Genomic DNA, 11969 nt, shown 5'->3' with positions numbered 1-11969 from the left:
ACCTCCTATTTCGGCGGCATGCGGATCGCGCCGTCGAGCCGGAACTGATGGCCATTGATGTAGGAATTGCGAGCGATTTCGCAAATCAGTGAAGCGAATTCTTCGGGTTCACCCAGGCGTTTGGGGAAGGGGACGCTGGCGTTGAGCTGGTCCCACATCTGCGGGTTGCGGTCCTTCATGCCTAGCATCAGCGGGGTGGCGAAGATCCCCGGCATGACCGAGTTCACCCGAATGCCGAGGTCCATCAGGTCGCGCGCCATCGGCAGGACCAGCCCGTTCACCCCTGACTTGCACGAACCATAGACCACTTGCCCGATCTGCCCGTCTTGCGCGGCGACGCTGGCGGTAAGAGTGATCGAGCCGCGCTCTCCATCATCATTGACCGGCTCCGCATTGGCCATGCCGAGCGCGGATATACTGGCCACGCGGTAGCTTGCGACCAGCACGCCCTTCGCGCCGAATTCGTAATCCTCGGTAGAGAGCCGCTTGTAGCCGCCGGTTGCCTTGTCATAGCCGACCGTCTTGCCGCGGCGCGATGCCATTGCACAGTGGACCGTCACGCGCTCCTGCCCGTTGGCGGCGCGGGCGGCGGCAAAGCCTGCTTCGACCGATGCCTCGTCCATGATGTCGACATGGTGGAATGTCCCGCCTATCGCTGCGGCATGCGCTTCGCCGTCTTCGTCATTGATGTCGAAGATCGCGACTTTCAGCCCCGCTTCGGCCAGCGCCGCCGCGCTCGCCCGGCCAAGACCCGATGCGCCGCCTGTGACCACGGCTGCCATTCCTGTTTCGAGTTTCATTGCTGCTTTCTCTCCTGTCTGTCTTGCGTGCCAGCCTAGTGCGGATCACGGACCACCGCTAGCTGTCGAAAATGGTTGATGCGCTGGCGCGGCGGACGCGGCGTGCTAGGGGAGGGCGATGGATTCCTTCCTCCTGTGCCTCATCCTCACATTCACCATCGCGCTGGGCGGGCGCGAGCAGTTGATCGTGGCGCAATTCTCGACCGAGCTTGAGCGCACGGGCGGACTGCTGGTTACCGGCGCGATCTGCGCCATCGTGAGCGCCGGAGTCATGGCCTATGCAGGCGCGAGCATCGCGGCGATCCTGCCCCAGCGCGCGGCCAATATGCTGGTCGCCTTCGCGCTTGGCTTTGCCGCGATCGAGCTGGCGTGGCGGGTGAAGGTGAAGCCGATGAAAGAGCCAACCCGCTCCTACATCGCTATCGGAGCGGTCCTGTTGTTCCGCCAGATCGGCGATGCCGCGCGCTTCGTGATTTTCGCCTTTGCCGCAGCAGCGGTCTATCCGACCACGGCGATGATTGGCGGAGCGATTGGTGGGGTCGTCGCGGTAGCGCTGGGTTGGTCGCTTGGCCTTTCGACGTTGCAGAAATGGCCGCTGCGCGCGATCCGCTTGACGCTAGCGGTGGGCATGATGTTCGCGGCACTAGTAATCGGATTGAACGCTCGTTTTATGTTCCTGTGATCGTTTTCTTCGATCACTGCGAATTGAACTTCCACATAGCAAACGCCCGAATTGCCCCCGCCATAACATGCACACCCAAGCGGTGCGGCAGGCCAATCCTGGCTCCGCCTTGCACGCAAAGCTGTTTCCTATGGAGGACAAGATGGTTGACCCCAAAACCAATTCGAAAACCCAGATGGTTGCTGAGATTAATGGCCTGCTGGCCGATCACTTCGCGCTCTATGTGAAGTCGAAGAATTTCCACTGGCACGTGAAGGGCCCGCGCTTCCGCGACCTGCACTTGCTGTTCGACGAGCAGGCGCTGGCGATTCAAGGCGAAATCGACACTATTGGTGAGCGCGCGCGCAAGCTGGGCGGCGACACGATCACTTCGATTGGTATGATCGCCCAGCATACGCAGGTGAAGGATCAGGACAGCGCCACTCTGAGCGCTGAAGACATGATCCGCGAATTGCGTGACGACAATCAGCGCCTCGTCGACCGCCTCAAATCGATGAAAGACACCGCGGAAGCCGCTGGCGACAACGCCACCGACGGCCTGCTCGACGACTGGACAGACGCTGCCGAAGAGCGCGTGTGGTTCCTGAGCTCGTTGCTTGGCTAAGGCGAGGCATCAGGGGTGCGCACGACGCGTCCACATTAAAAGGGCCGTTTCCGCTAGGCGGGGGCGGCCCTTTTGCTATGCAGGATCGCATGACCGACATTGAATACGTCCATGACCGCGATGCCGCGCAGATTGCGCAGTGGCTGGGCGACCGGATCGCTGAAAGGCTCGCCGCGAAAGACACGCCCGTCGCGATTTGCGTGCCCGGCGGCTCAACCCCGTTTCCGATCTTTGCCGAGTTGGTGAAGCGTGATCTGGACTTCGCACGGCTGGAAATCTGGCCCAATGACGACCGGATCGTTCCCGAAGATCACGAGGCGTCGAACACCGGCAAAATCCGCGCATTGTTCGAGCCGGTCGGTGCCAAGGTGGTCGCGCTTGCCCCTGATCTCGACGTGCCCGCATTCGATCTCGTCTGGCTCGGCATGGGAGAGGACGGGCATATCGCCTCGCTCTTCCCCAACATCGATCCGCAGACGGACGATGCGCAAGGCATCCGCGTCCTGACCCCCGATCCGCTGCCCCCGCACGCGCCGTTCGACCGGATCACGCTGACCTTGCCCGCATTGGTGCGCACCGACGCGCTGATGTTCGTCATTCGCGGCGAAGAGAAACGCGCGGTCTTTGACGCGGCGGCGGCGGGCGAGAGCGATCTGCCAGTCGCGAGGCTGCTGCGCGGGGTGAGTCAGACGGTGACATGCTTCACCTGATTGTCCAGACTATCGAGCGGCTGCTGCCCGCGCGCATCCACCGCGCGCTGATGCCGCTTGCCCACCGCATCCGGCACAGCTGGCGCAAATGGCGCGGCACTCCGATTGAGGGGGTGAGTGTGGTGCTGACGAACCTGTCCGGCGATGTGCTGCTGCTGCGCCATTCCTACGGCCCGCAGGTATGGGCGCTGCCGGGCGGCGGGCTCAACAAGGGCGAAGACCCGGAGACTTGCGCGCGGCGCGAAGTGCGCGAGGAGCTGGGGATTACCATCGAAGCCATTGAACGCTTCGCCAATCTGGACGAGGAATTGTCAGGAAGCCCGCACACCGCACATCTTTTCACCGCAATATGCCTCGCGCACCCGGTGCCTGACGGACGCGAAGTGATCGAGGCGCGCTTCTTCCCCTCGCATTCATTGCCGGAACCCTTGGGGAGAACCACAAGACGCCGGATCGAGGCGTGGCAGGCGAGGGGCTTACCCGGTTAGAGCAACGATAGCTGGCCGTCTTTGGGTGCTTCGGTCTTGGCATCCTCTCCTTGGTCGAGGTTGGACAGGGTCAGCCCCATCAAGCGGATCGGCATAGGCAAAGGCAATGCTTCCTCGAGCAAGGCGCGACTGATCTCTGCGAACTCGCTCTTGCTCTCGATCCAATCCGAGGTGGATTTCGAGCGGGTCATGTTCTGGAAGTCGGTGAATTTGACTTTGAGCGTAACTGTGCGCCCGCGTGCTTTTGACCGCTCGATACTGTCCCAGACATATTCGATCGTGTTCTCCAGCGTGTCGCGCAAGGCCGCGCCGCTTGAGATGTCCTCGCTGAATGTCCGTTCACCGCCAACCGATTTGCGCACGCGGTGCGCGCGCACCGGGCGCAGGTCGATGCCTCGCGCGGCGCGGTAGAGGTAGTCGGCAAAGCTCCCGAAATTGCTGCGCAGAAAGTCGATATCCTTCGCGGCCAGATCAGCGCCGGTTTCTATGCCCAGCCGCTTCATCTTCTCCTCGGCCTTCGGACCAACGCCGTGGAACCGCCTGACCGGCAGCCCCGCGACGAAATCCGCGCCTTGCCCTGGACGGATCACGCAGATCCCGTCGGGTTTGTTTTGGTCGCTGGCGATCTTGGCGAGGAATTTGTTGTAGCTCACTCCCGCGCTCGCGGTCAGCTTGGTCTTGGCTCTGATCTCCTGCCGGATCAGCTCGGCAATCCGCGTTGCGCTGCCGATCCCAAGCCGGTCCTCGGTCACATCGAGAAAGGCTTCGTCGAGGCTGAGCGGCTCCACGTGAGGCGTGTGGTGCTCGAATATCCTGCGGATCTGGCGGCTGGCCTCTTTGTAGGCGTCAAAGCGGTGGCGGACAAAGATGAGGTCGGGGCATAGCCGCTTGGCGGTGACCGAAGGCATAGCGCTGCGAACGCCGAATTTGCGCGCTTCATAGCTGGCGGCTGCGACCACGCCGCGCCCGCCAGATCCGCCAACCGCCACTGGTTTGCCGCGCAATTCGGGATTGTCACGCTGTTCGACGCTGGCGAAGAAGGCGTCCATATCGACATGGATGATCTTGCGCAGGCCTGCCGCGCCGTCTTCCTCATCCTTGTCTTCAGCCTCTGCCATTGCGCGCATCCTAAGCGGCTTTGCGCCAATGCGGAACACCCACTGCGTGTCGCGCGCTCACCGGTTTCATCCCCCGTGCTGGCAAAAATCGCGCTTCCAATATCTGGCGCTTGCCCCCAAGGACGCTTGCATGGCCGCAAAATCTGCCCCTCCTGCCCGCTTGCCACTGGGCGAGCGCGAGATGATCGTGCTGATGGCGCTGCTGATGAGCCTGCAGGCCTTCGGCATCGACGCCATGCTGCCCGCGCTTGGCGAGATGGCTGCCGAGATGGATGCCGGCGGCAATGACCGGCAGCTGGTCATCAGCTCCTATTTCCTCGGCGCAGGTATCGGGGCGTTCTTCCCCGGAGCCTTTGCCGACCGTTTTGGCCGCCGTCCGGTGCTGGCAGTGGGTCTGGTCGCCTATATCGTCCTGTCGCTCGCTTGCGCATTGGTGAGCGATTTCTGGTCGCTGATCGCAATCCGCGTGATCCAGGGAATTGCCTGCGCAGGCCTTTCGGTCGTTCCCGCAGCCATTGTGCGCGATCATGTTGGCGGAGACCGGATGGCGCGGCTCATGAGCCTCATCATGATGATCTTCCTGCTCGTCCCGATCCTTGCGCCCGCCGTGGGACAAGGGATCATGATGGTCGCCGGCTGGCGCGCGATTTTCGGCGCGATGGCGGTGATGGGCGTGCTGGTTGGCTTCTGGGTCTGGCTGCGCCTACCCGAAAGCCTCGCGCCGGAAAATGTGCAGGAAATCGACCCTGCGACGATCTTGAAGAATATGGGCAAGGCGCTCTCTGTGCGCGGTTCGGTTGGTTATGTCCTGGGCAGCGCGCTGGTTTTCGGCAGCCTGTTCGGCTTCCTCAATTCCTCGCAGCAGCTGATTGGAGAGGCCTTTGGCATGGGTGATTACTTCGCCCTGATCTTTGGCGGCGCGGTGGCTGGCATGGTGGTATCCAACTTTACGAACTCACGCATCGTCGAGCGCTTCGGCGCGCGCAGGGTCGGGCACACGGCGCTGATCGGCTTCATCGCGATCAGCAGCGTCATGTGGCTGTCAGCGATCAATGGCGGGCAGGGTCTCGCTGAATTTGTCGTTCTGCTCAGCCTCAATATGGCGATGCTCGGCTTTATCGGATCGAACTTCTCGGCCATCGCGATGCAGCCTTTTGGGAGCATTGCAGGCGCGGCGAGCAGCGCACACACAGCGCTTCGCATGGGAACCGGCTCGATCCTGGGCGGTTTCATCGGCTACCAATATGACGGGACGACAGTTCCGTTGGCGGTGTCGATGCTGTGCTGCGGGCTGGCGGGATTGGTCTTTGTGTTGTTCAGCGAAAAGGGGCGGCTGTTTGCTCGCCCTAATGCGCCGAACTAACCCTCAGCCTTCAACAACCGCCAAGCCAGATCGGCAAATTCGCAGAGTAGAGGCCTCGTGTCGCGCGGGTCGATAATGTCCTCGACATTGAACAATTCCGCGCTCCGATAGGGCGAGGTGACTTTCGCCAACCTTTCCTTGATCGCTTCCAGTTCGGCGGCAGGGTCTTCGGCGGCTTCGAGCTCGGATTTGTAGGCGACTTCCAACCCGCCAGCGATGGGCAGGCTGCCCCAATCGCCGCTCGGCCAGCAATAGCGGTATTGATAGCGGTCGGCATTGCTCATCGCGCTGCCGGCGATGCCATAGGCGCGGCGCATGACGATGCTGGCGAGCGGCACACTCGCCTTGTAGATCGCGTTCATCGCCTGCACGCCGTAGCGGATCGTGCCCGCCATCTCCGCTTCGCGCCCGATCATGAAGCCGGGGTTGTCGACCAAATGGACGATAGGCAGGCGGAATTGATCGGCAAGTTTGACGAAGCGCTCGACCTTTTCGCTGGTCTTGGCTTCCCATGATCCACCGAGAAACGAGGGATCGCTTGCCACCACGGCGACCGGCCAGCCATCGAGCCTTGCAAATGCCGTGATCGCGGCGCGGCCCCAATTTTTGCCGATTTCGAACACGGTGCCCCGATCAAGGATCAGGTCCATAGCGCGGCGCATCGAATAGACCTGCTTGGGGTCTTTCGGCACGAGGCTGATCAGCGCTTCCTCGCGCCGGTCTGCTGGGTCGGTCGGTTCAGCGCGGCGGGCGTGCTGGCCGACATGTTCGGGCATGAAGCTGAGAAAGTGGCGCGCGCGGGCGAAGGCTTCAGCCTCGCTTGCAACCTCGTCATCGACCACGCCGTTGCGGGTGTGAATATCCGCGCCGCCAAGCTCTTCCTTGGCACGGCCATGGTCCTTGTTCTGCTCGAAATCTGAACCCATTGCGTCGACTACAGCCGGACCAGCTGCGAAGAGCTGCGACAGCCCGCGCACCATGATCGAATAGTGGCTGGCGACCGTGCGCGCCGCGCCCAAACCCGCTGTCGGGCCAAGCGCGAGTGCGACCACGGGCACTGTGTCGAGGTTCTTCACCACATCGCCCCAGCCGGGCACGGCAGGAATATAGGTCGCGCCGATCTGTTCGAGCGTCTTGACGCTGCCGCCGCCTCCGGTGCCGTCAATCATGCGGATCATCGGCAGTTTGAGCTCATGCGCCATCTGCTCGGCCTGAACCATCTTGCGCTTGATCCCGGCATCCGCCGCACCGCCGCGAATGGTGAAATCGTCGGCTGTGGCGACAACCGGGCGGCCATTGACGGTGGCTTTGCCGAACAGGAAGGGGGCAGGGGTGACGCCGCTCAGGTCGCTGTTTTCATCATAGTGACCCTTGCCCGCAATCTTGCCGATCTCGCGGAAGGAACCGGGGTCGCACATGGCCGCAAGCCGCGCGCGCGCGTCCATCTTGCCGCGCGAATGCTGGCGCGCGACTTTGGCCTCGCCGCCCATCTGCTCGGCAAGCGCTTCGCGGGCGCGGAGTTCTTCCAGTTCAGCCTGCCACGACATAAAAACCTCGTCATTGCGAGGAGGCGGAGCCGGGGTCGTTGACGGCGCAAAGCGCCACCCGGCAATCCATCTCCTGCCGTTTCAACAGTATGCAAGGTCAGAAGCTGGATTGCTTCGCCTTCGGCTCGCAATGACGAAAAACAGGCTGCGTGCCTAGTCCCCCGCCGGCTCCACCACACAAAGCACCGCCTCAACCTGCACCTGCCCGCCTTCGCTGGCGGCGAGTTCGGTGACAGTCCCGTCAAACGGCGCGGTGAGCGCGTGCTCCATCTTCATCGCTTCGAGCACCATCAGGCGCTCGCCTGCGGTAACGGTTTGGCCTTCGGTGACATCGACCGCGATGACCTTGCCCGGCATGGGGGCGATGATGGCGCCGTCTGCGGCGGTGGCGGCCCCCGATCCATCGTGGCGGAAAGGCTGAACGTTGAAGGCCGCGCCGTTCGAGAAGTAAATTTTCCCGACATTTCCTTCGATCGTTAGGTCGAACGCCGGATCGTCACCGTCGAACTGTGGATCGACCTCGACTTCTTCGCCATCGATCAGGAGGCGGACCGATTCCTTGTGGTCGGCGTTCAGGCGGAAGCCGCCAATGCCTCTTTGGCGCGCGAAATCGTCTCCCCAAACATCGGCATAAAGCAGGTCCTCGGCATAGAGCGCGAGCGACAATCGCGGTAACTGAGGTGGCGCGGTGAGATCGTCGATGTGATCGGCGATAGAGCCGGTTGTCATGTCGCCCGACTTGAACTCGGGCAGGTCAAGCAAGCGGAACAGGAACCACGCGTTCTGCTTGACCGGCCAGACCTGCACATTGCCTGTGGACTGGCGCAGCGCCTCGATCGCCTCTTCGCGACAGTCTGCGTGGCAGATGACCTTCGCGATCATCGGATCGTAATGGGGCGTGACCTCCGCCCCGCGCTCGACCCCGGTGTCGACGCGCGCGACGTGGTCGGAAATGTTGAGATATTCGAGTTTTCCGATGCTCGGCAAAAAGCCTTTTGAGGGTTCTTCGGCATAGAGCCGCGCCTCGATAGCCCAGCCATTGATGCTCAGCTCATTCTGCTTGAGCGGAATCGCCTCACCTGACGCAACCCTCAACTGCCATTCCACCAAGTCCACACCCGTGATCTCTTCAGTCACCGGATGTTCGACCTGAAGCCGCGTGTTCATCTCCATAAAGAAAATGCGGTCGGCGCGCAGGCCTTCCGAAGCGTCCGCAATAAACTCGATCGTGCCAGCGCCTTCGTAATCGACCGCTTTCGCAGCGCGTACGGCGGCGGCGCAGATTTGCTCGCGGGTGGCCTCGTCCATGCCGGGGGCGGGGGCTTCCTCGATCACCTTCTGGTGGCGGCGTTGGAGCGAGCAGTCGCGCTCGAACAGGTGGACGACATTGCCGTGGCTGTCGCCGAAGACCTGCACTTCGATATGACGCGGAGAGGTGATCCACTTCTCCAGCAGCACCTCGTCATTGCCAAAGCTTGCCTTGGCCTCGCGCCGGCAGCTTTCGAGATCGGCGGCGAAATTCTCTGGTGCGTCGACCTTGCGCATGCCCTTGCCGCCGCCGCCTGCGACGGCTTTGATCAGCACGGGGTAGCCGATTGCGTCGGCCTCTTTGGAAAGCCGCTCGACCGATTGGTCTTCGCCGAGATAGCCCGGGGTTACAGGCACGCCTGCTGCGATCATGCGCTCTTTGGCGGCGTCCTTGAGACCCATCGCCTCGATGCTCTCAGGCTTTGGTCCGACCCAGATCAGCCCGGCATCGATCACCGCGCGCGCGAAGTCGGCGTTTTCGGAAAGGAAGCCGTAACCCGGGTGGATCGCCTCCGCGCCCGTCTGCTTAGCCGCCGCGATGATCTTCTCACCGACGAGATAGCTCTCGGCTGCGGACGAGGGGCCGATATGGACCGCTTTGTCCGCCGTGCGGGTGTGCAGCGCCTTGGCATCCGCATCGGAATAGACCGCGACAGTGGCGATCCCCATTTCGCGCGCGGTGCGCATGATCCGGCAGGCAATCTCGCCGCGATTGGCGATGAGGAGCTTCTTCATCATTGTTCGGGCGCTCCCGTGCAGCCTTGTTCGATATGCGAATAAGCGATCCCGGCGATCCGCCATTCCCCTTCGACGCGTACGAGGTTGAAGATGTTCGTCCCGCAATGCGAACGCTGGCCGTCGATCAGAAAGTCGAAGCTGGCGACCACGGTGGCGACGGGTCCGTCCCGCATGACGCGCATATTCCAGATCGGCTCTTCCATCGGGACTGGTGCGCCCGCGATGCTTGAAATCAGCCGATCCAGAGGCAGGGTCTGCAAGCGGTCCTCGCCGTCTTTCTCTTCGATCACGGTTACCATCGCGCCGTCCATGGCAAGAGCAGTCATTGCTGCTTCGTCCTTGGCGTTGAAGCTTTCCATGAATGCGGCAACTGCTGCTGCGGCGCGGTCATCTTCGGTTTGGTGGTCATCGGCTATCGCGGGCGCACAAAGGCCCAGAAGCGCTGCAAAAAGGAGGGAGTTTCTCATGCTTATTCCGCTACGCTGTGGAGCCGCGCGCTTCAAGTCTGTGGTGCCAAAAGTCGCGCGCTTTAGAAGCGGATGCGGAAGAGAATACCGTCGCCCAGCACGACCAGTGCAAGGCCGAGGCTGAAGCCGACATAGCTGATACCGAACCACTTCCAACCCAGCGTCTCTGCCCGGTATCGGCGGAGGAAGAGCAAACCGGTTACGCCAACAGTCAGCGCAAAGATTGCCCACGGGCCAAGGCCAAGCAGGAGGCTGAGGCGAGCTTCATCATTTGGAGCGGAGATGGCGCTGATAATTGCCGCCATGGCGCGCTGGAAGAAGACGATGAAAAGCACGGTGGGCGCCCAGCGCCACTTGCTGAATGCGGCTGCGAGCGCGAACAGCATCATTAGGGCGGGACCCGCGGCGGTGGCGGCGAGCACCGCGCTTAGGCTCATTTGAGAAGTGTAACCGACCGTGTTCGAACTCATCACCCCGCTTACGCCAAAGCCGATCGCGGTCAGCGCATGGGCGCTTTCATGCAGCAGATGAATGAGGACGGTGAGAACAAACGTCCCGAGCAGCAATTGCCAACCAGTTGGGACAGCCTTGCTCATGCCTTTTTAGGCCTGAAGTCCGCGATGCCCCACGTGATCTCGCCATCGGGATGCTTCTCGCGGTTGATGATCGCAGAGAGAAAGGCGCGCGCGCCGTATAGCGCTTTCTCCCAGCGCGGTACGACAGTGCGCGAATTCCACGCCTCGGTTCCGCGCGCTCGCACTTTGCGCCCGATGGCTCCGTAGATGCGCGCAGCGGAAAGCACGGCCCAGCGGCTTCGGAAAGGGAGACGTTCGGCTCCCACGCGCGCGGCGGCTTCGTGCTTTTCAACCAGTTTCACTAGATGCGCGGCCATTTCGGCCAGCTCCTCGCGGTGATGCGGCTTGGTGTGCTGTCCGGGCTCGATATCCTGCTCGACGAGCCACATAGTCGGCAGATAGCAGCGCCCGGCGGCATCATCCTCGACAATATCGCGGGCGATGTTGGACAGCTGAAAGGCGAGGCCGAGGTCGCAGGCACGGTCGAGCGTGTTTTGGTCATCGGGTGAGACACCCATAACCACCGCCATCATCACGCCCACAGCTCCTGCAACATGGAAGCAATAGCGCATCATGTCGGCCTCTGTGCGCGGCCGCCAGTCAGCGGCGTCGAGCGCGAAGCCTTCGATCACATCGTCGGCCATGGCGGGGGTGAGGCCGCATTCACGCGCAACCACGCCCAGTGCATCGAATGACGGATCGCCGGTCGGCTCGCCGGCAAAGGCCTTTGCCGTGAGCTTGCGGATCAGCGCGAGGCGGCTGTCGAGGTCCGACTGGTCCCCCAATTCTCCGCCCATGACTTGGTTGTCGGCAATGTCATCGCATCGACGGCACCATGCGTAGAGCAGCCATGCGCGCTCGCGGGTTTCAGGATCGAACAGGCGCGACGCGGCGGAGAAGCTTTGCGAACCCTGCTTGATGGTCCGGCGGGCATGCTCGACCAGAGCGGTGCGGGTTGCAGCGTCGGTGGCCATGGCGCGAACCTAAAGGTCTTCCGCCTTCATGCGGAAGATCGGCGTATGCGCTTCATAGGCCGCCATCTTGTCGAGCAGATCGGGCAGCGTTTCGGAATGGACGAGAATGTTCTGATGCGCCGGGCGGACAAAGCCAACCTCGGCCATCTTCGTGTTGAAAGCGATCAGATCGTCGTAAAAGCCGAATGCGTTGAGCAGGCCGACAGGGTCGGAGTGATAGCCCAGCTGCGCCCAGCTCATCGCTTCCCATAACTCGTCCATCGTGCCGACACCGCCGGGGATGGTGACAAAGCCATCGGAGAGGTCGGTGAAACGCTGCTTGCGCTCATGCATTCCTGAAACGGTGTGAAGCTCGGTGCAATCGTGGTTTGCGACTTCGGAATTGGCGAGCGCCTCCGGGATGACCCCGATGACTTCGCCGCCCGCATCAAGAGCGCCCTTGGCTACTGCACCCATCAAGCCGAGCCGCCCGCCCCCATAGACGACCCCAATGCCGCGGGTCGCAAGGCCCGCGCCGACTTCGGTCGCGAGCTGGAGGTAGCGCGGGTCTTCGGGAGAGGCTGATCCGCAATAGACAGCGAGGCGTTTCATGGTG

13 protein-coding genes are annotated in these 11969 nt (G+C 62.3%); 5 read left to right on the top strand and 8 right to left on the bottom strand.

What is annotated here, in order from left to right:
• Positions 1-5: 5 nt before the first annotated feature.
• Complete coding sequence (locus Q0887_RS09125) at positions 6-800, bottom strand: SDR family oxidoreductase (protein WP_299194173.1); 795 nt, start codon at positions 798-800, stop codon at positions 6-8.
• Between the two features lie 118 nt (positions 801-918).
• Between Q0887_RS09125 and Q0887_RS09120 the strand changes: the two genes are divergently transcribed.
• From Q0887_RS09120 to Q0887_RS09105, 4 genes are all read left to right on the top strand, one after another.
• Positions 919-1482 carry a hypothetical protein gene (locus Q0887_RS09120; RefSeq protein WP_299194171.1) on the top strand — a complete coding sequence of 188 codons (564 nt, stop codon included), beginning with the start codon at positions 919-921 and terminating at the stop codon, positions 1480-1482.
• Between the two features lie 142 nt (positions 1483-1624).
• Positions 1625-2086 (top strand): DNA starvation/stationary phase protection protein, encoded by a 462-nt coding sequence (locus tag Q0887_RS09115; protein WP_299194169.1) that lies wholly within the window; start codon positions 1625-1627, stop codon positions 2084-2086.
• An 89-nt stretch (positions 2087-2175) separates the two neighbouring features.
• Positions 2176-2796, top strand: coding sequence for a 6-phosphogluconolactonase (locus Q0887_RS09110; protein WP_299194167.1), 621 nt, complete (start codon positions 2176-2178; stop codon positions 2794-2796).
• Complete coding sequence (locus tag Q0887_RS09105) at positions 2784-3284, top strand: NUDIX domain-containing protein (protein ID WP_299194166.1); 501 nt, start codon at positions 2784-2786, stop codon at positions 3282-3284. The genes Q0887_RS09110 and Q0887_RS09105 overlap by 13 nt, the downstream gene beginning before the upstream one ends.
• On the opposite strand, the gene dinB is transcribed toward Q0887_RS09105, so the two are convergent.
• Positions 3281-4402, bottom strand: coding sequence for a DNA polymerase IV (gene dinB / locus Q0887_RS09100; RefSeq protein WP_299194164.1), 1122 nt, complete (start codon positions 4400-4402; stop codon positions 3281-3283). The two genes, Q0887_RS09105 and dinB, sit on opposite strands and share 4 nt — an antisense overlap.
• Positions 4403-4532: 130 nt before the next feature.
• Here dinB and Q0887_RS09095 point away from each other — a divergent pair, with 130 nt between their 5' ends.
• Positions 4533-5765 (top strand): multidrug effflux MFS transporter, encoded by a 1233-nt coding sequence (locus tag Q0887_RS09095; RefSeq protein ID WP_299194162.1) that lies wholly within the window; start codon positions 4533-4535, stop codon positions 5763-5765.
• Here the strand turns inward: Q0887_RS09095 and Q0887_RS09090 are convergent.
• From Q0887_RS09090 to Q0887_RS09065, 6 genes are all read right to left on the bottom strand, one after another.
• Positions 5762-7312 (bottom strand): carboxyl transferase domain-containing protein, encoded by a 1551-nt coding sequence (locus Q0887_RS09090; RefSeq protein ID WP_299194160.1) that lies wholly within the window; start codon positions 7310-7312, stop codon positions 5762-5764. The genes Q0887_RS09095 and Q0887_RS09090 overlap by 4 nt on opposite strands.
• A 153-nt stretch (positions 7313-7465) precedes the next feature.
• Positions 7466-9358 (bottom strand): acetyl/propionyl/methylcrotonyl-CoA carboxylase subunit alpha, encoded by a 1893-nt coding sequence (locus Q0887_RS09085; protein WP_299194158.1) that lies wholly within the window; start codon positions 9356-9358, stop codon positions 7466-7468.
• A complete protein-coding gene (locus Q0887_RS09080) occupies positions 9355-9825 on the bottom strand; it encodes a hypothetical protein (RefSeq protein ID WP_299194157.1) in 471 nt (156 codons plus the stop codon). The genes Q0887_RS09085 and Q0887_RS09080 overlap by 4 nt, the downstream gene beginning before the upstream one ends.
• Before the next feature lie 62 nt (positions 9826-9887).
• Positions 9888-10421 carry a hypothetical protein gene (locus Q0887_RS09075; protein WP_299194155.1) on the bottom strand — a complete coding sequence of 178 codons (534 nt, stop codon included), beginning with the start codon at positions 10419-10421 and terminating at the stop codon, positions 9888-9890.
• On the bottom strand, positions 10418-11374 hold the full coding sequence (locus Q0887_RS09070; RefSeq protein ID WP_299194153.1) for a phytoene/squalene synthase family protein: 957 nt from the start codon (positions 11372-11374) through the stop codon (positions 10418-10420). Before Q0887_RS09070 ends, Q0887_RS09075 begins: the two co-directional genes overlap by 4 nt.
• A 9-nt stretch (positions 11375-11383) precedes the next feature.
• Entirely contained in the window at positions 11384-11965 is a 582-nt protein-coding gene (locus tag Q0887_RS09065) for a TIGR00730 family Rossman fold protein (protein ID WP_299195298.1), read from the bottom strand.
• Positions 11966-11969 lie beyond the last annotated feature (4 nt).

This window comes from uncultured Erythrobacter sp. (genome assembly GCF_947492365.1).
Lineage (GTDB): Bacteria > Pseudomonadota > Alphaproteobacteria > Sphingomonadales > Sphingomonadaceae > Erythrobacter.
Note: the sequence above shows the minus strand (reverse complement) of the source record. Positions and strands in the feature narration are given on the sequence as shown.